Raw genomic sequence first — 19424 nt, 5'->3', positions numbered from 1 at the left:
ATGACCTACAAAGCCCACAAGAGCTTTTGTGAACAGTAAATTCAAAGATAGCAGCTATGTTGCCATAACAAGGCTGATATGCAATTTTGGAAAACGAAATGGACTGGGATAAGCTAAGAATATTTCACGCTGTCGCCGACGCGGGCAGCCTGACACATGCCGGTGACGTGCTGCATCTGTCACAATCGGCGGTGTCTCGGCAGATTCGCGCCTTGGAAGAAAGCCTTGATACAACCCTGTTCCACCGTCACGCCCGCGGCCTGATTCTGACCGAACAGGGCGAGTTGCTGTTTGACGCCACCTCGGCCATGGTCAAACGCCTCGACACCGCCGCCGCGCGTATTCGCGACAGCGAGGAAGAGGTGTTCGGCCAACTTCGCGTCACCACCACCTTCGGCTTTGGCACGCTGTGGCTGGCCCCGCGCCTGCCCAAGCTTTACGAGAAATACCCCAACCTCAAGATCGACCTGATGCTTGAGGAACGCGTGCTGGACTTGCCCATGCGCGAGGCTGACGTGGCCATCCGCCTGAAAGAGCCCAGCCAGGCCGATCTTGTCCGCCGCCGACTGATGACGGTGCGCATGCGCCTCTATGCAACGCAGGCTTATCTGGAGGCCGCGGGAACACCGGAAACCATGCCTGATCTGCATGATCACCGCCTGATCTGTCAGAACACCACATCGGCCCAGGTCAACGCCGGCGCCGCGCTGGTTCAGGAGTTGCTGACGCATGACGTGGCCTCGACCCTGACGGTGAACAACTACTTTGGGGTGCTGCAAGGTGTTCTTCATGATCTGGGGATCGGCGTGCTGCCCGACTACCTGACCGAAGACTTCCCCAACCTCGTCCGCGTCCTGCCCGAGGTCGAAAGCAACGAGGTGCCGGCCTTCCTCGCCTACCCCGAAGAGTTGCGCCAATCCAAGCGTGTCGCGGCCTTTCGCGACTTTGTAACCGAAGAGATTTTTGAACATCGCCGCCGCATGAAAGCACAGCGCGACGTGTGAGCTATGCGCAACAATCATACCGGCTATGACTCAAATGTCGCCGATTTTTCTTGAAACAGCGCGTCTGCACAAATAAGTGACAAGGTGAAGACGGCGACGTGTTCGCCTCTTTACCTCCCTGTTGGACTTCGGCCGAGCTTTGTCTCGGCCTTTTTTTTGGCTTCCGCAAAAACTAACCAAAAAGTTTAAAATTGATACGGGTGACGTAGCGGAAACTTGTAAAAAGACCTTAAACATTCGGCTGTGGCGGTTATCGCCGGGGCAAACCGTGTCAACCTTGTCCAATTCGACTACCCAAAAACCCGCATATTGACCTTTGTTCCTACGGTTCTAACAAAGGCCTTTTCCTTGCTGCCCGCATCCCATAGAAGGCGCGCAACGCAATTTCGGGGGAACGGCATGCAGGAACCGCAGATCGACGAAGCGCTGATCGAAGCACACGGGCTGAACGCTGAAGAATATCAAGAGATCCTGCGCCTGCTGAACCGCGAACCGACCTTTACCGAACTGGGCATCTTCTCGGCGATGTGGAACGAACATTGTTCCTACAAATCGTCGAAGAAATGGCTGCGCACTCTTCCCACCGACGGCCCGCAAGTAATCTGCGGCCCCGGTGAAAACGCTGGCATCGTCGACATTGGCGACGGCCAAGCCGTTGTTTTCAAAATGGAAAGCCACAACCACCCCAGCTATATCGAGCCCTATCAGGGCGCGGCGACCGGTGTGGGCGGCATCCTGCGCGACGTCTTTACCATGGGGGCGCGTCCCATCGCGGCGATGAACGCGCTCAGCTTTGGCGCCCCCGATCATCCCAAAACCCGGCAATTGGTCAACGGTGTGGTCGAAGGCGTTGGCGGCTATGGCAACTGTTTCGGCGTGCCCACCGTGGGCGGCGAGGTTCGGTTCCATCCCGCCTACAACGGCAACTGTCTTGTGAACGCCTTTGCAGCCGGACTGGCCGATACCGACAAGATCTTTTACTCCGCCGCCTCTGGCGTGGGCATGCCCGTGGTCTACTTGGGCGCCAAAACCGGCCGTGACGGTGTCGGCGGCGCCACCATGGCCAGCGCCGAATTCGATGATACCATTGAAGAAAAACGCCCCACCGTGCAGGTTGGCGACCCCTTCACCGAAAAGCGCCTGATGGAGGCGACGCTGGAGCTGATGGCGACCGGCGCGGTGATTTCCATTCAGGATATGGGGGCAGCCGGGCTGACCTGTTCTGCGGTGGAAATGGGCGACAAGGGCGGGCTGGGCGTCAAGCTGGTGCTGGAAAACGTGCCGCAGCGCGAAACCAACATGACCGCCTATGAAATGATGCTGTCGGAAAGCCAGGAACGCATGCTGATGGTCCTGCGCCCCGAGAAAGAGGCCGAAGCCCGCGCCGTGTTTCAGAAATGGGACCTCGACTTTGCCATTGTCGGCGAGACCATCGCCGAAGACCGGTTCCTGATCGAACATAACGGCGCGATCATGGCGGATCTGCCTCTGTCAAAACTCAGCTCTACCGCGCCGGAATATGACCGCCCTTGGGTCGCAACACCTGCTGCGGAACCTCTTGCCGACGTCCCGGCGGTTGATCCGATTGACGGGTTGAAGGCGCTGTTGTCCTCGCCCAGCTATGCCGCAAAACAATGGGTTTACGAACAATATGACAGCCAGGTGATGGGCGACACGGTGCGCACCCCTGGTCTGGGTGCGGGCATTGTGCGCGTTCATGGCACCGACAAGGCATTGGCCTTTACCTCGGACGTTACGCCCCGATACGTGAAAGCCAACCCTGTTGAGGGCGGCAAGCAAGCCGTGGCCGAGGCGTATCGCAACCTGTCTGCCGTCGGTGCCCTGCCGCTTGCCACGACCGACAACCTGAATTTCGGCAACCCGGAGAAGCCGCAGATCATGGGCCAATTCGTCGGCGCGATCCAAGGTATCGGCGCCGCAGTTGCGGCATTGGACGTGCCCATCGTGTCGGGCAACGTGTCGCTGTACAACGAAACTGATGGCGAGGCGATCCTGCCAACCCCAACAATTGGTGCGGTTGGCCTGCTGTCGAACCTCGAAGATTCTATCAGCGGCCTGCCCAAAGACGGCGACGTTGCCATTCTGGTGGGCGAGGTTGGTACCCATCTGGGCCAATCCGCCTTGTTGGCCGAGGTTTTCAACCGCGAAGACGGCGATGCGCCGGCGGTGAACCTGGATCACGAACTGCGCAACGGCACGTTTATCCGAGACAATCGCGCGCTGATCGGCGCGTGCAGCGATCTGGCGGATGGCGGTCTGGCGCTGGCAGCATTTGAAATGGCCGGGGCCGCCGGGATTGGCGTTCATCTGGACGATGGCACGATGGAGGCGCTCTTTGGCGAGGATCAGGCGCGTTATCTGGTGGCGTGCAGCTTTGATCAGGCCGAAGCCCTGATGGTCGCAGCGGGTCAGGCCGACGTTCCCATTGTCACCGTTGGCCGTTTTGGCGGCGACGCGGTGCAACTGGGCGACGCAGCCGCCCCGCTGGCGGAACTGTCTGCGCTTTACCGTACCGCGTTCGAGACCGCCATTGGCTGACGACCTGCCCAGCCTGACCGCGGATTGCACCCGCTGCGTCGGTCTGTGCTGCGTGGCTTTGCATTTCGACAAAGGCGCGTATTTTGCCGAAGACAAACCCGCCGGGCGGCCTTGCCGTCATCTGGGTGATGACAATCTGTGCACCATCCACCATGACCTTTCACAGAAGGGTTACGAGGGTTGTGTGCGGTTTGATTGCCACGGCGCGGGTCAACGTGTGACGGGGCTCTTCGACGAAGATTGGCGGGCCGGCGCGCAGGTCATGAACGACATGACACGCGCCTTTGGGCTGATGCTACGGGTGCATGAGGCGCTTCTGTTGCTGAAAACCGCCGAAAATCTGCCCCTGCCCGCAGCCGAGGAACAGCGGCGGCAAGACCTGCTGACGGCCCTGACCCTGCCCGCTGATGCCGTGAAAGCGCGCGCGGCCTTGCCCCACCTGCGCCCCGAAAAGGCGCGCATCTGGCTCAGAGGGTTGGCAAAAAACCTGCCCCCGGATGTCGCACAGACGCTTGCAGCCGACGCGCAGGCCACATAAATTCAGGCAGACAGGACAAGGAACCCCTCATGCCAATGCAAGCCCAGGACATCGAAGACCGCATCCGCGCGGCCTTTCCCGACGCCAAGATCACGATCACCGATCTGGCTGGCGACGGTAACCACTGGGCCGCCGAGGTGGTGGACGAGGCCTTTCGCGGGATGAACCGCGTCCAGCAACAGCGCGCCGTCTACGCCGCGCTGAAAGAAGAACTAGCCGGTAGCAATGGCGCCCTTCATGCGCTGGCTCTGACAACCAAGGCGCCCGAATAGATGGACGAGCCGGTTGGTTGGGTGCTGTAAAAGCTGATCAACCTGGCCGTGGATGTTTGCCACTTTTTCGCGGTCGTGGTTTGCGAAACGCGAAAACTGATGAAATATGGCCCGCGGTTCTGGCGGGTTGAACGAAAGCTTCGCCGCCGTGCGTGGAAACGGAGAATGATATGACTGACGCCCCGACCCAAATCAGCGAGACCATCGCCGCCAACAACGTTGTGCTTTTCATGAAAGGCACCAAGGACATGCCGCAATGCGGGTTCTCGCAGCGCGTGGCCGGCGTTCTGAACTTTATGGGGGTCGAGTTTGCCGATGTGAACGTTCTGGCCGATGACGCCATCCGTCAGGGCATCAAGGATTTCAGCGACTGGCCGACCATCCCGCAGCTTTACGTGAATGGCGAGTTCGTGGGCGGCTGCGATATCGTGACCGAGATGACGCTGTCGGGCGAGCTGGATCAACTGTTTGACCAGAACGAGGTGGCCTATGACAAGGAAGCCGCAGACAAGATCCGCGAAGCCAACGCCTGATTTTTTTCGACACACCAAGATGCAAAGCCCCGCCCTGTTCTCGACAGAGCGGGGCTTTGGTTTTCTAAAGCATTGCTTAGCTTGCGACCTGCTCTTCCATGGCTTCGGCCAGGGCTTCGCTGCGCGCGGCAAGCTCGGCCATACTGTCGAAGACGCTTTGCGGAATGACCGGAACCTCGACCCGTTCCGGTTCCGGCGCGGGCTGATCGCGCAAAGCGGCCAGATCGGATTTTGTGTTTTCCAGTTCGTTTTGAACCGCGCGCAGGCGTTCTTCCAACCCGGCCGTCTTGTCGGCCAGCATCAGCCCTGACATCAGCAACAAGCGGCTCTCGGGCAATCGGCCAATCTGGTCGACCAGTACAGACGCTTCGGCGTCCAGCAACGATGCCGCCGCTTGCAGAAAGCTTTCTTCGCCCTCCTGACAGGCCACTTCAAAGCTGCGACCGCCAATGGTGATTTGTACCTCAGGCATTCTGCTCTCCTTGGGCCAACGGTTCGATTGTGGCCAGCACCGCGTCGATCTCGGCACGGTCACCGTCACGCAGCGTGGCCAGCGCGTCCAGTTCGGTCTGCAGCGACTGGTTGATTAGCTCGGCATCACCGACACCTTCGGCATTGGCGGCGCGCAGGGCCTGGTTCAGGCGACGCAGTTTGGCGGTGACCGCTTTCAGGCCGGCAATTTCGGCCTCGACCTCGTCGTTACGCACGCGCAGGTGGGCAACTTCGCGTTCGAGGTTCGCCACCTGGCTGTCTTGTTTCTCGCGGATCGCTTTGACGCGTTCTTCCAGCTGGGCGTTGGCCATCTTTTCAGCTTCCAACGCCTCTTGCGCAGCCGCCAGGGCATCGGTGTCAACCTCGGCCGTTTCGGGCGTTTCCGGCGCAGCGCTCAGCGCGTCCATGCCCTGCCCGATGCGCTTTAACGCTGCCGTGATCCGCTGCTCAAACTCAGAAATATCGCTCATACGTCTGCCCGTTCCGATCTTTTCATTCTTTGCCTTGTAAGGCCGCGAATCGGGAAATTCCCTGTTCTAAAAGCGATATTACCCAAGCCCGTGGCGAATTGCCCACCTTTTCCCCGGATTAGCGGTGCACCCCTGCTTGATCTTGGGTCAAGCGCTGCCTATCACCCCGGTGACCCGAACTAGAAGGACCATGCCCCGTGACACTCACCGAACTTGCCAAGGCAAACCCTGAACATTGGGCCAAGGCCTGCGCCATCCGCACACTGACGCTGGACGCCGTTGCCGCCGCCAATTCTGGCCATTCCGGCATGCCGATGGGTATGGCCGACGTGGCCACCGTTCTGTTCGAGAAACACCTGAAGTTTGACGCCTCAGCACCCGATTGGGCCGACCGCGACCGGTTCATCCTGTCGGCAGGCCATGGGTCGATGTTGTTGTATTCGCTGCTGCATCTGACCGGCTATGAAGACATGACGATCGAGCAGATCAAGAACTTCCGCCAATGGGGCGCGATCACCGCCGGGCACCCCGAATACGGCCACGCCAAAGGGATCGAGACCACCACAGGCCCCCTTGGCCAAGGCATCGCCAACGCCGTGGGATTCGCCATGGCCGAAGAGATCCAGCGCGCCCGGTTCGGCCGCAAGGTTGTGGATCACCACACCTACGTCATCGCCGGCGACGGTTGCCTGATGGAGGGTGTCAGCCAAGAGGCCATCGCGCTGGCCGGACGGCAGGAATTGTCGCGCCTGATCGTGTTGTGGGACAATAACGGTATCACCATCGACGGCACGGTCGACATTGCCGACCGCACCGATCAGGTGGCCCGTTTCAAGGCGTCGGGCTGGTATGTCTGCGAATGCGACGGCCACGACCCCGAGGATATCGACCGCGCCATCACCGAGGCCAAGCGGTCCCGCAAACCGGCCATGGTGGCCTGCCGCACGCATATCGCTTTGGGCTCTGCCGCGCAGGACACCTCCAAGGGCCACGGCGCGCTGACGGACCCGCAAGTGGTGGCCGACACCAAGGCCGCCTATGGCTGGGATCACGCAGCGTTCGAAATCCCGGCAGATGTGAAAGCGGCGTGGGAGGCCATCGGCGCCCGCGGCTCAGCCGAACGGGCCGATTGGGAGGCACGCTTCGCCACCCTGCCCGCCGGCAAGCAAAAGGATTTCCTGCGCGCCTATGCCAAGGAAACGCCGAAGAACCTGGCCTCGAAAGTGCGGGCGCTGAAAAAGCAGATCTCCGAGGATCAGCCCAAGGTGGCCACCCGCAAGGCCAGCGAAATGGCGCTGGCCGTGATCAACCCCGTGCTTGGCGAAACCGTGGGCGGCTCGGCCGACTTGACCGGATCGAACAACACCAAAACCGCCGATCTGGGCACGTTCGAGCCGGAAAACCGCAAAGGGCGTTACGTCTATTATGGCATTCGTGAACACGGCATGGCCGCGGCCATGAACGGTATGGCCTTGCACGGTGGCGTTCGCCCTTATGGCGGCACCTTCATGTGCTTTACCGATTATGCCCGCCCGTCGATGCGTCTGTCGGCGCTGATGGGTGTGCCGGTGACCTATGTGATGACACATGACTCGATTGGTCTGGGCGAAGACGGCCCGACCCACCAGCCGGTCGAGCATCTGGCCATCAGCCGTTCGACGCCAAACACCCATGTCTTCCGCCCTGCGGATGCGGTTGAGACGGCTGAGGCGTGGGAACTGGCCATGTCGTCAACCAGCACCCCTGCCGTCATGGCCCTGTCGCGTCAGGGCCTGCCGACCGTGCGGACCGAGCACAAGACCAAGAACCTGACCGCGTTTGGCGCTTATACCCTGGCCGAGGCCGAGGGCAAACGCCGCGTGATTCTGATTGCCACAGGCTCCGAGGTTGAGATCGCTCTGAAGGCCCGCGACATCCTGCAAGCCAAAGAGATTGGCACACGCGTGGTTTCCATGCCCTGCATGGAGCTGTTCGCCGCGCAGGACGAAGCCTATCGCAAGCGCATTCTGCCATCGGGCGCCGTGCGCGTCGGGGTCGAGGCCGGTGTACGTCAGGGCTGGGACCAATGGCTGTTGGGCGAGCGGGGTCGCGAGACCAAGGCCGCCTTCGTCGGCATGGACAGTTTCGGCGCTTCGGCACCGGCCAGCGAGCTATACGAGAAATTTGGCATCACCGCCGAAGCCGTGGCTGAAAAAGCCGAGGCGTTGCTGTAAGCCAGCCCATCAAAGCCTTGCAAAAAGCCCCGCACATTGTGTGGGGCTTTTCACAATGGGCCTGATTGATGCAGTTTCACTTTCAGGCTTCCATGTGCCACGAACGGTCCCGACGAAAGGTTCAACCCCGTCGCACGCGCCAATCCTGCCTCGGCCGTCACAATTCCCACGCGCCAGCCGGAAAACCGCTCGCGCAGCACCTTGCCCAATGCCCCATATAGAGAAAAAAGCTGGTTCTTGTTGCCAATGCGCCCGCCGTAAGGTGGATTCACGATGACAAGGCCACGCTGGTCAGTTGGCGGCGCAATCTCGCTGATGGGTCGGGTTTGAAAATCACACAAGGTGGAAACGGCAGCGCGTTCCGCATTCTTCTGCGCCATCTGCACCGCGCCCTGGTCACGATCTGATCCGAAAAACCGGAATGGCGTGTCATGGGGATTTGCCACGCGCATGGATTGCCACGCGACATCGTCAAAACCTGCAAGCTTCTGAAACCCAAAGTCACGGCTGCGTCCGGGATCGAGCCCTGCGGCAATCTCGGCAGCCTCCAGCACAAAAGTGCCCGATCCGCACATCGGGTCCAGCACCGGCTCGTCGCCACGGAACCCACATTCGCGCAGGAACATTGCCGCCATTGTTTCGCGCATCGGGGCTTTGTTCACAGCCACCTTGTGGCCACGCCGATGGAGTGGCTCGCCGGAACTGTCCAGACTGAACGTGCAATAGTTTGCTTCGATCCGGGCGAGCAATCGGACAGGCGCCTCGGCGCTTATCTCTGCACCGAGGGTGTCTTTTAGCGCGGTTTCAATTCGCTGGGCGGCAGCGCCGGCGTGATAGATTTTGGATTTGCGGCATGTCACCTCGACCTTTACCGGAACCTCACGGCGCAGGTGGTCCGCCCACGGAAACTTGTGCGACCGCTTGTCCAGTTGAGCCAGATGGAATACCGGAAAACCACCAATGCGCACGATCACCCGCGCCGCGCCGCGCAAGGTCAGGTTTGCGCGCCAAACCTCGGGCCAGTTGCCGCGCGTTTCGACCCCGCCAGCCACAGCCTTGGGTGATACAAAGCCTGCTGCGCGCGCCTCATCGGCAAGGGTCGCCTCCAATCCGGGCGCACAGGCCAGGAACACTTCCATCACGTCATCGTTCATCGCCACTGCATATCGGCGAATCCCCCCGGGATCGACCCCAATTCGCCGCGGGACATGTCCGGCGCTAACGGTGTTTCGCGTTAGCGCAAGCAGCCGCGAACAGCTGCGTTTAGCGTTATCAGTTGGCGTTAACATACTGATTCGTAGCACCTTTTCCCTTCCCCCGCAGCCGTCACCCCCGTATCAAAGCGCTAATTCGCAGGCGCAGAAACAGGAGCGGCGGGCATGACGGTTACCTTGGGCATCAACGGCTTTGGTCGGATCGGGCGCTGCACGTTGGCGCATATCGCCGAGGCGGCGCGCAATGACGTGCAGGTTGTCAAAATCAACGCCACCGGCCCCATTGAAACCAATGCGCATTTGCTGCGCTACGACAGTGTGCACGGTCGGTTTGCCGGCGACGTCAAAGTTGATGGCAACTCCTTGGATCTGGGCCGTGGCCCGATGGAGGTTTTCTCGACCTACGACCCAACCGAGCTGGACTGGTCAGGTTGCGACGTCGTGCTGGAATGCACCGGCAAGTTCAATGACGGCGAAAAGTCGAAGGTACATCTGGAACAGGGCGCGAAATCGGTCCTTATCTCGGCTCCGGCGAAAAACGTAGACCGCACGGTTGTTTACGGCGTGAACCACCGCGATCTGATTGCCGGTGAAACGATGGTGTCGAACGGGTCGTGCACCACCAACTGCCTGGCACCGCTTGCCAAAGTGCTGAACGAAGCCATCGGCATCGAACGCGGCATCATGACCACGGTGCATTCGTACACCGGAGATCAGCCGACACTGGACCGCCGCCACAAGGACCTGTACCGCGCACGCGCCGCGGCCATGGCGATGATCCCAACCTCGACCGGGGCGGCCAAGGCCCTGGGTGAAGTGCTGCCGGAGCTGTCGGGCAAGCTGGACGGCACAGCGCTGCGCGTGCCGACACCGAATGTCTCGGCCGTGGATCTGACATTTGAGGCCGGCAAGGATGTCACCGTCGACGACGTGAACGAGGTGGTCCGCGAAGCCGCCGCCGGTCACATGGGTATGGTCATGGCATATGATCCCGAGCCCAAGGTCTCGATCGATTTCAACCACACCCCGCACAGCTCCATCTTTGCGCCGGATCAGACCAAGGTGATTGGTGGGCGCACCGTGCGCGTGCTGGCTTGGTATGACAATGAATGGGGTTTCTCGTGCCGCATGGCCGATGTTGCCGCCACGATGGGCCGTTTGCTGCACTGATTGTTGCTGGTGGTGCGGGGCGTTCTGCCTTAGACCTGTTGGGAAAACAGGATAGAGCAGATGAGCAACCGCACCGCCGCGATCTTCTTTCTTGTCATTGCCGGATTGATCGGCGCTGATCTTGTGCTGAACGAGGGCGTCTACAGCCTCTTTCTGGCCCGCAAGTTTGTCGAACTGGTGGATTGGCTGAAATTCTGGCGCTAAGCCACGGCCCTTTGCATGGTGATCGAGGTGACGCGGTCATAACCTGCGTGGCTGGTTTCCCCTGTTTTCACGAACCCCATTCGGGCAAAGGTCCGATGGTTTTCAACCAGCTCGATCCGCGTCTGCAGTTCGACGGCGGGCAATTTCATTTGCGCCGCGCGGTACACTGCGTGGTCCACCAATGCATGCGCAATGCCCTGTCCGCGCGCAATTTGCGCGACCGCCAGTTTCCCGAGGTAAAGGACCTGTGCCCGCGGTGTCAGGAACATACAGCCAATCACCGGGTCACCTGTCACCCAAACCTCGGCCTTGATGCATTGTTGGCGCAGGGTTTCCAGCGTTAGAAGATGGGCAGAGGATGGCGGGTCGACGCGGCCATCCATGAAGGCAAAGCTGTCGCGGATCAGCCTTAGCGTATCCGGTACATTTGTACTGCTGGCTGACAGTTGCTGCAGACCGTTCAACGGCCCAGCTTGCGCAACAAGGCCGATTGCACATCCGGTGACACAAATTCCGACACGTCCCCGCCCAAACGCGCGATTTCCTTGACCAGCTTCGATGCAATGGCCTGATGCTTGGTGTCCGCCATCAGGAAAACAGTTTCCACGTCACTGTTCAGCACGCGATTCATGCCAACCATCTGAAATTCATATTCGAAATCGGCCACGGCGCGAAGACCGCGCACAATGACCGAAGCACCGACATCGCGGGCACAGTCGATCAGCAGGTTCTCGAACGGATGGACCACGAAGGAACAACTGGTGCGGGTCGACATTGCTTCGCATTCTGCCTCGACCATGGCCACACGTTCTTCCAACGAAAACAACGGACCCTTGTCGCGGTTGATCGCCACGCCGATCACCAGTTGGTCCACCAGACTGGACGCACGCTGAATGATATCTGTGTGGCCCCGTGTGACGGGATCGAAGGTGCCGGGATATAAGCCGATGCGCATGATTGTGCCTCCGTATTCAGAGGCACAGCAACATTATTGCGCCGGGTTTTGCAAGGGCCATTTGGGCCTAGTGACCCATGATCATGCCCTGCAGCGCGTCTTTTTCCATCGACAGTTCGGAAAGGCGGGCCTTGACCACATCCCCGATCGAGATCAGGCCCAGCATTTGCCCATCTTCCAGCACCGGCATGTGGCGGAAACGCCCGTCGGTCATTTTTTGCAGAATCTCGTCTGTCGTGTCTCCGGGCGCGCAGCCCACGACCTTGGCCGTCATTAGCGTGGACACTTCCTGATCCAGGCAGCTTTCGCCAACCCGGCCCAGTTCGCGCACAATATCGCGCTCGGACAGGATCCCATCCAGGGCCTGTCCATCACCCGATACCACCACGCAGCCTATTCGATGCGCCGATAAAAGCTCTGCCGCCGCCTTCACGCTGTCGGTTGGGGCAACGCTCACAATCCCTTCCGAAGGTTTATCCTTCAGGATCTGCTGAACTTTCATGGGGCATCCTCCGTGGTTGTTATTCCTTTTTAGTCGGTCACTCCAGCGTCGCGCCGATCACGGGTTTGTGTCAAGTCTGGTGCGCCTCCAATCGCGCGACTTCTGCACGCAGCCCTTCCACCAGCTCACCCGCGAACCGGGTCAGCCGTTCGACCCGGCGGTCATCGGCATGGCGGACAAGAAAGAAACTGCGCGTCAGTTCAAACGTATCCGGCAGGATGCGACGCAGGTTCGGTGCGTAAGGCCAGATAAAATCATGCAGCACGCCAACCCCTGCATTCTGCCGCAGAAAGTTCAACTGCACCGCAACCGAGTTCGAGGCAAACTCGGGCTCGTCCACGCCTGTGGCCGCCGCATAGTTCAGTTCTTTGTCAAATATCATGTCAGGGATGTATCCGACAATCTTGTGGCCCTTTAGGTCCTCAAGCGTCTCAATCTCGGGGTTTAGTTTCAGGTATCTGCGAGATGCCGCGAGGTGAAGCTTGTAGTCGGTAATCTTTTGCACCGTCAGGCGCCCGGTTTCTGGCGGGCTGACGGCGATGGCCATATCGGCCTCGCGCTTGTTCAGGTTCACCACGCGGGGCTGCACAACGATTTGGACGTCCAACCCCGGATTTCGGTCACAGATTTCGGTTACCACCTTAGGCAGCAAGAAATTGGCACAGCCATCCGTGGCACCGATCCGCACCGTGCCCGACAGTTTGCCCCGTTCATCGCGGCTTTCTTCGGTTGCGAGGGTGATGGCCTGCTCGGCCTGTTCGGTGCGCACAAGGAATTGCTCGCCATCAGCTGTCAGGTTGTAGCCTTGCGGGGACTTTGTGAAAAGAACCGCGTTCACGTCCTCTTCCAGCCGCTGTATGCGCCGCCCCACGGTCGCCGGATCCATTTTCAGCCCCCGACCCGCACCTGACAGGCTTTGCGCCCGCGCCACGGCCAGAAACACGCGCAAATCATCCCAGTTCGGCACCCCTGCTCTCCCCCTGTATTTTTGCAAAGCGTTTTTTCTAAACTGCTTCTGTTCAGGGCAAAAATGCAAGAGTATTCTGACTGCGAACTCGAGTTTCGTGGAGGATACGATGCAAGAACTGACGCATTACGTGGACGGCGAATTGGTTGCTGGCGTTTCGGGCCGCTTCGCCGACGTCTTTAACCCCGCCACCGGTGAGGTGCAGGCGCGTGTACCGCTGGCCAGCAAGGACGAGGTCGACGCGATCATCGCCAAGGCCGCCGCGGCACAACCCAAATGGGCCGCCACCAACCCGCAGCGCCGCGCCCGCGTGTTGATGCGGTTTGTCGATCTGCTGAACCGCGACATGGACAAGCTGGCCGAGGCACTGAGCCGCGAGCACGGCAAAACCATCCCCGACGCCAAGGGCGATGTTCAGCGCGGGCTGGAAGTGGCCGAGTTCTGCATCGGCGCGCCGCACCTGCTGAAAGGGGAATTCACCGACAGCGCCGGCCCCGGCATCGACATGTATTCGATGCGTCAGCCGCTGGGTGTTGTGGCCGGCATCACGCCGTTCAACTTCCCCGCCATGATCCCGATGTGGAAATTTGCCCCCGCGATTGCCTGCGGCAACGCCTTCATCCTGAAGCCCAGCGAACGCGACCCCTCGGTGCCGCTGATGCTGGCCGAGTTGATGAAAGAGGCCGGTCTGCCCGATGGCATCCTGCAGGTGGTCAATGGCGACAAGGAAGCCGTCGACGCCATCCTGGACAATGACACCATTCAGGCGGTGGGCTTTGTCGGCTCCACCCCCATCGCGCAATATATCTACAGCCGCTCAACAGCGAACGGCAAACGCTGCCAGTGCTTTGGCGGCGCCAAGAACCACATGATCATCATGCCCGATGCCGATCTGGACCAAGCCGCCGATGCGCTGGTTGGTGCCGGGTATGGTGCGGCGGGCGAACGCTGCATGGCGATCTCGGTCGCCGTGCCCGTGGGCGAGGAAACCGCCGATGCGCTGGTTGAAAAACTGATCCCGCGCATCGAAAAGCTGAAGGTTGGCCCCTATACCGCCGGCAATGACGTGGATTACGGCCCAGTTGTCACCGGCGCCGCCAAAGAGAACATCCTGCGGCTGGTGCAGTCGGGCGTGGATCAGGGCGCCGACCTTGTGGTCGATGGCCGCGATTTCAGCCTGCAAGGCTACGAGGATGGGTTCTTTGTTGGCCCGCACCTGTTTGACCGCGTGACGCCCGACATGGACATCTACAAGACCGAGATCTTTGGCCCCGTCCTCAGCCAGGTGCGCGCGGGTTCATACGAAGAAGCGATCGGGCTGGCCATGGACCACGAATATGGCAACGGCACCGCGATCTACACCCGCGACGGCGACACCGCGCGTGACTTTGCCAGCCGGATCAATATCGGCATGGTTGGCGTGAACGTGCCGATCCCCGTGCCGCTGGCCTATCACACCTTTGGCGGTTGGAAGAAATCGGGCTTTGGCGATCTGAACCAGCACGGGCCTGACGCCTTCCGGTTCTATACGCGTACCAAAACCGTCACCTCGCGCTGGCCCTCGGGCATCAAGGAAGGTGGAGAGTTCAACTTCAAACAGATGGACTGATCCTCCACAGTCTTTCGCAGCGGCTGGGCCTTGTGCCCGGCCGTTTTCGTTCACGCGAATGTGACGCACGGGATCGTGAAGGCGACAGGTCTGGTCAGAACAGGCCGAAACGCGCAGAGAATTGGCAAAACCCTGTGAGGAAGAGCCCCCATGACCCGTTCCCCCCTGACCCGCCGCGCCTTTGTGGCCGTCGCTGCCGCAGGTCTGGTCCTGCCCGCCACCACGCGCGCACAAACCGCACCTGCCACTGCACGCCACAACATCTCGGGCTTTAAGCCGGTTGACTGGCGCGATCATTTTGACACTTTGGGCAAGGCGACGATTGTGGCCGACACGATCTCGCGTGCGCTGCATTTCTGGAGCGGCGACGGCGCCGACTACCGCCTTTACCCAACATCGGTGCCACGGACCGAAGATCTGACCAAACGGGGCTATACCGAGGTGGTGCGCAAAAAGGTTGGACCCAGCTGGACCCCCACCCCCAGCATGCGCGCCGAGGACCCCACCTTGCCCACCTTCATGGAACCCGGGCCGGGCAACCCACTGGGCACCCATGCAATGTACCTTGGATGGCCCGCCTATCTGATCCACGGCACCCATGACACGCGTAAAATCGGGCGGCGGTCGTCGTCGGGCTGTATCGGCCTTTACAACGAGAAGATCGAAGAGCTGTTTGCGCTTGTTCCCATCGGAACGCAGGTACGCCTGATCTGATCGCGCAAAGCGGGCTTGCAAAATCCGGGCTTGCATATTGCCCCTATCCGTCGGAATTTAACACGCGTTCAATTCTGATCGGCTGGGAGGGCCGCCCATGGATTTTGCACTGTCCGAAGAGCAATCGGCAATCTTCGACATGGCGCGCGCCTTTGGCGCCGACGAGATTGCCCCGCACGCCGCCGAATGGGAACGCCAGGGCACCATCCCGCGCGACCTTTGGCCTAAATTGGCCGAACTTGGGCTGGGCGGGCTGTATGTCTCGGAAGAGCATGGCGGCACCGGCCTATCGCGAACGGACGCGACGCTGATTTTTGAGGCCTTGGCGATGTCCTGCCCCGCTGTCGGGTCGTTTCTGTCGATCCACAATATGTGCGGCGGCATGATCGACACGTTTGGCACGCCCGAGAACAAGGCGAAATGGCTGCCCGATCTGTGCAGCATGCAGAAAGTGTATTCCTATTGCCTGACCGAACCCGGGTCGGGATCAGACGCCGCCGCCCTGCGCACCCGCGCCGAACGCACCAATGATGGCTATACGCTGAACGGGACCAAGGCGTTCATCTCGGGCGGGTCCTATTCGGACGCCTATGTGGTGATGTGCCGGACAGGCCAGGACGGGCCCAAGGGAATTTCCACCGTAATTGTCGAGGACGGCACGCCGGGGCTGAGTTTTGGCGCGCTGGAGGCCAAGATGGGTTGGCGCGCGCAGCCCACCAGCCAGGTTCAGATGGATGATTGCCGCATCCCTGCCGACAACCTGCTGGGGGAAGAGGGCCAGGGGTTCACCTATGCAATGGCGGGTCTGGATGGCGGGCGGCTGAACATTGCCGCCAGCGCCCTTGGCGGCGCGCAGGCGGCGCTGGACGCGACGCTGACCTATATGGGCGAACGCAAGGCCTTTGGCCGGCCCATCGACCAGTTCCAGGCGCTGCAATTCCGGCTGGCCGATAACGAGGTCAAGCTGCAGACCGCGCGCATTTTTCTGCGGCAGGCGGCGTGGAAATATGACACCAAGGCTCCGGATGCGTCGAAATTCTGCGCCATGGCCAAGCTTTACGTGACCGACCGCGCATTCGAGGTGGCCAATGACTGCCTGCAACTGCATGGCGGCTATGGCTATCTGGCCGATTACGGGATCGAGAAGATCGTGCGCGACCTGCGCGTGCACCAGATCCTGGAAGGCACCAATGAAATCATGCGCCTGATCATCAGCCGCGCGCTGCTGGCCGACCGCGCATGAGCGATATCGACATCCGCATCACCGGCCATGCGGGCCGGATCACCCTGACCCGCCCCAAGGCGCTGAACGCGCTGAGCTATGACATGGCGATGGCGATCGAGGCCGCTCTGGACGCCTGGGCCGGCGATGACCGCGTGAAACTGATCGTCATGGATGCCGAGGGCGACAAGGCGTTTTGTGCCGGCGGTGATATCGCGGAGATCTATAAAACCGGCACGGCCGGCGACTATGACTATGGCCGCCGGTTCTGGCGCGACGAATACCGGATGAACGCCAAGATGTTCACCTTTCCCAAACCGGTGGTCAGCCTGATGCAGGGCTTTACCATGGGCGGCGGGGTTGGCATCGGGTGCCATGGCAGCCACCGTGTGGTCTGCGACAGCTCGCGCCTGTCGATGCCCGAATGCGGCATCGGCCTGATCCCCGATGTGGGCGGCACGTTGCTGTTGTCGCGCGCGCCGGGGCGGTTGGGCGAATACCTGGGCACCACCGGATTCCGCATGGGGCCTGCGGACGCCATTTTGGCGGGCTTTGCTGACTATTACGTGCCCAAAGACAACTGGCCGGCACTGATCGCCACGCTGGAAGAAACCGGCGATTGGCAGGCGGTAGACCGCGCCGCCACGGCGCCGCCCGATGGGAAACTGGCCGCCATGCAGGCCGATATCGACCGCAATTTTGGTGGCGAAACGATTGCCGATATCCTGCGGGCACTGGCCCATGATACCTCGGATGTTGCCGCGCTGGCCCGTGACCAATTGGCGAAAGGCAGCCCCCTGTCGATGGCCTGCACGGTCGAGATGCTGCACCGCCTGCGCGGGATCGACACGATTCAGGCTGCATTAAGTCAGGAGTTCCGGTTCACCTATCGTGCGCTGGAGAAATCGGACTTTCTGGAAGGTGTGCGTGCGGCCATTATCGACAAAGACCGCGCACCGAAATGGTCGCACAGCGATGCATCGGCTGTGCCCGGCATGCTGGTCACAACGATGCTGATGCCGCTGGGCGCCAATGAACTGGTATGGGAGGACGCGCAATGAAGATCGGGTTTATCGGGTTGGGCAATATGGGCGGGCCGATGGCCGCCAATCTGGCCGCTGCCGGGCACGCGGTTGCCGGGTTTGACCTGGCCGCGCCAATGCCCGAAGGCGTGGCGCAGGCTGCCAGCGCGGCCGAGGCCGCGACCGGGGCCGAGGTGGTGATTACCATGCTGCCCAATGGCGCCATCCTGCGCGCCGTGGCCGCCGACATCCTTCCGGCCATGGGGCCGGGCGCGGTGCTGTGCGATTGCTCGACCGTGGATGTGGACAGCGCGCGTGCGGTGGCCGAACAGGCTGCGGCGGCCGGGCTGGGCGCGCTGGATGCGCCGGTATCGGGCGGCGTTGGCGGCGCGGCGGCGGGTACGCTGACCTTTATGGTGGGCGGTACGGCGGATGCCTTTGCCACGGCCGAGCCGCTTTTTGACATCATGGGCCAGAAAGCCGTGCATTGTGGTGACAGCGGCGCCGGCCAGGCCGCCAAGATCTGTAACAACATGATCCTGGGCGTCACCATGATCGCCACCTGCGAAGCCTTTGCTTTGGCTGACAAATTGGGGCTGGACCGGCAAAAGATGTTCGACGTGGTCAGCACCTCGTCGGGTTACAGCTGGACGATGAACGCCTATTGCCCCGCCCCGGGCGTGGGCCCGCAATCGCCCGCCGATAATGGCTATGCGCCGGGCTTTGCGTCGGACCTGATGCTGAAGGATTTGCGCCTGTCACAGCAAGCGGCAGACAGCGCCGATGCCGATACGCCGATGGGCCAGTTGGCCACCGCGCTATACCAGCAATTCGTCGAGGCCGAGAACGGGGCCGGCACCGATTTCAGTGCCATGCTGCCCCGGTTCGAAAAGCGCGGGCGCGGTTAGCCGCGGGTCGACACGTCGCCGCCCGAGCTTTCCGACACATCCAGCAGACGCGCCGGCCCGTGGATGTCGATATCGCCGCCGCTCGAGGCGCGCCCCTCGGCTGTTTCGCTGGCATAAAGGTCGATATCCGCACCGCTGGACACGCGGGCCGATGCGGTTTGGCATCGCAGCTCTTCGGCATCGATATTCGCGCCGCTCGACGCGCGGGCCGAAACGTGGGTGCAGGTCCCGGCAACGTCAATATTTGCCCCCGACGACGCGCGCAGCGCCACGTCCTGCGCGATGACGGCGGCCAGATCGACATAGGCCCCGCTCGACGCGCTGATTTCCACGGTGTCGGCGTAGGTTGCGCGCACATCCACGTCGGACCCGGCACCGGCATTGATGCCGGCCAGTTCCGGCATGGAAACAGTGACATGGTAGCGATCGGTCATACCCAGCATGAACAGGCTCCAGCCCCGTTCGCGTTCGATAATCAGCGTGTCACCGCGTTTGCGGATGTTCAGGTTCCGGGCAAGGCTGCGCCGCGAAACGTCAACGTCAATGTGGAATTCATCGCCTGCGACAATGTCGACGGCGACCCCGCCGCGAACCGAAACCTCGGTGAAATCCTTGATGTCCAAGTGGCGATCAGACGCCACCAACGGCGCGGTTGTGCCAACGACCAGGGCCCCCATCAGGGCGAAAATGTCGCGTGTCATGCTGTCCTCGTGAATCAGTTATGTTAATACTCATTACATATGTAACACGCATTTACATTCAAGTGGTTTTTAAACTTTCGCCAGATCATCGTCGCCGAATTTTAAACTTTTCAGCGGCAGCAAAGGTTTAGAAGCCACAGATTTCCCGGCGACAA

General features: G+C 61.0%; 21 protein-coding genes. 13 read left to right on the top strand and 8 right to left on the bottom strand.

The window, feature by feature from the left end; genetic code table 11:
- The first annotated feature begins 98 nt into the window (after positions 1 to 98).
- From ACMU_RS15485 to grxD, 5 genes are all read left to right on the top strand, one after another.
- Entirely contained in the window at positions 99 to 1004 is a 906-nt protein-coding gene (locus ACMU_RS15485) for a LysR family transcriptional regulator (protein ID WP_035261284.1), read from the top strand.
- Positions 1005 to 1403: 399 nt separating this feature from the next.
- Positions 1404 to 3563 (top strand): phosphoribosylformylglycinamidine synthase subunit PurL, encoded by a 2160-nt coding sequence (purL, locus tag ACMU_RS15480; protein WP_035261281.1) that lies wholly within the window; start codon positions 1404 to 1406, stop codon positions 3561 to 3563.
- Positions 3556 to 4101: a hypothetical protein gene (locus ACMU_RS15475; protein WP_035261277.1), complete on the top strand. Its 546-nt coding sequence runs from the start codon at positions 3556 to 3558 to the stop codon at positions 4099 to 4101. The genes purL and ACMU_RS15475 overlap by 8 nt, the downstream gene beginning before the upstream one ends.
- Positions 4102 to 4130: 29 nt before the next feature.
- Positions 4131 to 4373 carry a BolA family protein gene (locus ACMU_RS15470; RefSeq protein ID WP_035261274.1) on the top strand — a complete coding sequence of 81 codons (243 nt, stop codon included), beginning with the start codon at positions 4131 to 4133 and terminating at the stop codon, positions 4371 to 4373.
- Between the two features lie 170 nt (positions 4374 to 4543).
- The gene (gene grxD / locus ACMU_RS15465; protein WP_035261271.1) at positions 4544 to 4906 is read left to right on the top strand and encodes a Grx4 family monothiol glutaredoxin; all 363 of its coding nucleotides are present in this window, start codon (positions 4544 to 4546) and stop codon (positions 4904 to 4906) included.
- 76 nt (positions 4907 to 4982) lie between these two features.
- On the opposite strand, the gene ACMU_RS15460 is transcribed toward grxD, so the two are convergent.
- Positions 4983 to 5378, bottom strand: coding sequence for a cell division protein ZapA (locus tag ACMU_RS15460; protein ID WP_035261268.1), 396 nt, complete (start codon positions 5376 to 5378; stop codon positions 4983 to 4985).
- A complete protein-coding gene (locus ACMU_RS15455; protein WP_035261266.1) occupies positions 5371 to 5868 on the bottom strand; it encodes a hypothetical protein in 498 nt (165 codons plus the stop codon). The genes ACMU_RS15460 and ACMU_RS15455 overlap by 8 nt, the downstream gene beginning before the upstream one ends.
- Positions 5869 to 6065: 197 nt before the next feature.
- On the opposite strand from ACMU_RS15455, the gene tkt reads away from it, so the two are divergent.
- Complete coding sequence (gene tkt, locus ACMU_RS15450) at positions 6066 to 8081, top strand: transketolase (protein WP_035261264.1); 2016 nt, start codon at positions 6066 to 6068, stop codon at positions 8079 to 8081.
- A gap of 50 nt (positions 8082 to 8131) precedes the next feature.
- Here tkt and ACMU_RS15445 read toward each other — a convergent pair whose 3' ends face one another.
- Positions 8132 to 9235, bottom strand: a complete 1104-nt coding sequence (locus tag ACMU_RS15445; protein WP_035261262.1) for a THUMP domain-containing class I SAM-dependent RNA methyltransferase — start codon at positions 9233 to 9235, stop codon at positions 8132 to 8134.
- Positions 9236 to 9460: 225 nt separating this feature from the next.
- Between ACMU_RS15445 and gap the strand changes: the two genes are divergently transcribed.
- Both gap and ACMU_RS19605 read left to right on the top strand, forming a co-directional pair.
- A complete protein-coding gene (gap, locus tag ACMU_RS15440) occupies positions 9461 to 10465 on the top strand; it encodes a type I glyceraldehyde-3-phosphate dehydrogenase (protein ID WP_035261260.1) in 1005 nt (334 codons plus the stop codon).
- Positions 10466 to 10525: 60 nt separating this feature from the next.
- Positions 10526 to 10669, top strand: a complete 144-nt coding sequence (locus ACMU_RS19605) for a hypothetical protein (RefSeq protein ID WP_035261257.1) — start codon at positions 10526 to 10528, stop codon at positions 10667 to 10669.
- On the opposite strand, the gene ACMU_RS15430 is transcribed toward ACMU_RS19605, so the two are convergent.
- The 4 genes from ACMU_RS15430 to ACMU_RS15415 all read right to left on the bottom strand — a co-directional run bounded on the left by ACMU_RS15430 (position 10666) and on the right by ACMU_RS15415 (position 13093).
- Positions 10666 to 11133, bottom strand: a complete 468-nt coding sequence (locus ACMU_RS15430) for a GNAT family N-acetyltransferase (protein ID WP_236626280.1) — start codon at positions 11131 to 11133, stop codon at positions 10666 to 10668. The genes ACMU_RS19605 and ACMU_RS15430 overlap by 4 nt on opposite strands.
- Positions 11130 to 11624, bottom strand: a complete 495-nt coding sequence (coaD, locus tag ACMU_RS15425; protein WP_035261254.1) for a pantetheine-phosphate adenylyltransferase — start codon at positions 11622 to 11624, stop codon at positions 11130 to 11132. Before coaD ends, ACMU_RS15430 begins: the two co-directional genes overlap by 4 nt.
- Before the next feature lie 67 nt (positions 11625 to 11691).
- Positions 11692 to 12126, bottom strand: a complete 435-nt coding sequence (locus tag ACMU_RS15420) for a CBS domain-containing protein (RefSeq protein WP_035261252.1) — start codon at positions 12124 to 12126, stop codon at positions 11692 to 11694.
- 70 nt (positions 12127 to 12196) lie between these two features.
- Positions 12197 to 13093: a LysR family transcriptional regulator gene (locus ACMU_RS15415; RefSeq protein ID WP_035261249.1), complete on the bottom strand. Its 897-nt coding sequence runs from the start codon at positions 13091 to 13093 to the stop codon at positions 12197 to 12199.
- 109 nt (positions 13094 to 13202) lie between these two features.
- Between ACMU_RS15415 and ACMU_RS15410 the strand changes: the two genes are divergently transcribed.
- The 5 genes from ACMU_RS15410 (at position 13203) to mmsB (ending at position 18568) form a co-directional block, all read left to right on the top strand.
- Positions 13203 to 14702 (top strand): CoA-acylating methylmalonate-semialdehyde dehydrogenase, encoded by a 1500-nt coding sequence (locus tag ACMU_RS15410; RefSeq protein ID WP_035261246.1) that lies wholly within the window; start codon positions 13203 to 13205, stop codon positions 14700 to 14702.
- A 150-nt stretch (positions 14703 to 14852) separates the two neighbouring features.
- Entirely contained in the window at positions 14853 to 15416 is a 564-nt protein-coding gene (locus ACMU_RS15405; protein ID WP_035261244.1) for a L,D-transpeptidase, read from the top strand.
- Positions 15417 to 15513: 97 nt separating this feature from the next.
- Positions 15514 to 16659, top strand: coding sequence for an acyl-CoA dehydrogenase family protein (locus ACMU_RS15400; RefSeq protein WP_035261242.1), 1146 nt, complete (start codon positions 15514 to 15516; stop codon positions 16657 to 16659).
- A complete protein-coding gene (locus ACMU_RS15395) occupies positions 16656 to 17699 on the top strand; it encodes an enoyl-CoA hydratase/isomerase family protein (protein WP_035261241.1) in 1044 nt (347 codons plus the stop codon). Before ACMU_RS15400 ends, ACMU_RS15395 begins: the two co-directional genes overlap by 4 nt.
- Positions 17696 to 18568, top strand: coding sequence for a 3-hydroxyisobutyrate dehydrogenase (gene mmsB, locus ACMU_RS15390; protein ID WP_035261238.1), 873 nt, complete (start codon positions 17696 to 17698; stop codon positions 18566 to 18568). The genes ACMU_RS15395 and mmsB overlap by 4 nt, the downstream gene beginning before the upstream one ends.
- Here the strand turns inward: mmsB and ACMU_RS15385 are convergent.
- Complete coding sequence (locus ACMU_RS15385; protein ID WP_035261236.1) at positions 18565 to 19269, bottom strand: head GIN domain-containing protein; 705 nt, start codon at positions 19267 to 19269, stop codon at positions 18565 to 18567. The two genes, mmsB and ACMU_RS15385, sit on opposite strands and share 4 nt — an antisense overlap.
- Positions 19270 to 19424 lie beyond the last annotated feature (155 nt).

The sequence above is a fragment of the Actibacterium mucosum KCTC 23349 genome, assembly GCF_000647975.1.
Lineage (GTDB): Bacteria > Pseudomonadota > Alphaproteobacteria > Rhodobacterales > Rhodobacteraceae > Actibacterium > Actibacterium mucosum.
This window is presented reverse-complemented; position numbering and strand designations above follow the sequence as displayed.

Excerpts from the sequence above, each read along its gene's own strand:
- ACMU_RS15485 (WP_035261284.1), top strand. The coding sequence starts at position 99 with ATGGACTGGGATAAGCTAAGAATATTTCACGCTGTCGCCGACGCGGGC.
- purL (WP_035261281.1), top strand. The coding sequence starts at position 1,404 with ATGCAGGAACCGCAGATCGACGAAGCGCTGATCGAAGCACACGGGCTG.
- ACMU_RS15470 (WP_035261274.1), top strand. The coding sequence starts at position 4,131 with ATGCCAATGCAAGCCCAGGACATCGAAGACCGCATCCGCGCGGCCTTT.
- grxD (WP_035261271.1), top strand. The coding sequence starts at position 4,544 with ATGACTGACGCCCCGACCCAAATCAGCGAGACCATCGCCGCCAACAAC.
- ACMU_RS15460 (WP_035261268.1), bottom strand. The coding sequence starts at position 5,378 with ATGCCTGAGGTACAAATCACCATTGGCGGTCGCAGCTTTGAAGTGGCC.
- ACMU_RS15455 (WP_035261266.1), bottom strand. The coding sequence starts at position 5,868 with ATGAGCGATATTTCTGAGTTTGAGCAGCGGATCACGGCAGCGTTAAAG.
- ACMU_RS15445 (WP_035261262.1), bottom strand. The coding sequence starts at position 9,235 with ATGAACGATGACGTGATGGAAGTGTTCCTGGCCTGTGCGCCCGGATTG.
- gap (WP_035261260.1), top strand. The coding sequence starts at position 9,461 with ATGACGGTTACCTTGGGCATCAACGGCTTTGGTCGGATCGGGCGCTGC.
- ACMU_RS19605 (WP_035261257.1), top strand. The coding sequence starts at position 10,526 with ATGAGCAACCGCACCGCCGCGATCTTCTTTCTTGTCATTGCCGGATTG.
- coaD (WP_035261254.1), bottom strand. The coding sequence starts at position 11,624 with ATGCGCATCGGCTTATATCCCGGCACCTTCGATCCCGTCACACGGGGC.
- ACMU_RS15420 (WP_035261252.1), bottom strand. The coding sequence starts at position 12,126 with ATGAAAGTTCAGCAGATCCTGAAGGATAAACCTTCGGAAGGGATTGTG.
- ACMU_RS15410 (WP_035261246.1), top strand. The coding sequence starts at position 13,203 with ATGCAAGAACTGACGCATTACGTGGACGGCGAATTGGTTGCTGGCGTT.
- ACMU_RS15405 (WP_035261244.1), top strand. The coding sequence starts at position 14,853 with ATGACCCGTTCCCCCCTGACCCGCCGCGCCTTTGTGGCCGTCGCTGCC.
- ACMU_RS15400 (WP_035261242.1), top strand. The coding sequence starts at position 15,514 with ATGGATTTTGCACTGTCCGAAGAGCAATCGGCAATCTTCGACATGGCG.
- ACMU_RS15395 (WP_035261241.1), top strand. The coding sequence starts at position 16,656 with ATGAGCGATATCGACATCCGCATCACCGGCCATGCGGGCCGGATCACC.
- mmsB (WP_035261238.1), top strand. The coding sequence starts at position 17,696 with ATGAAGATCGGGTTTATCGGGTTGGGCAATATGGGCGGGCCGATGGCC.
- ACMU_RS15385 (WP_035261236.1), bottom strand. The coding sequence starts at position 19,269 with ATGACACGCGACATTTTCGCCCTGATGGGGGCCCTGGTCGTTGGCACA.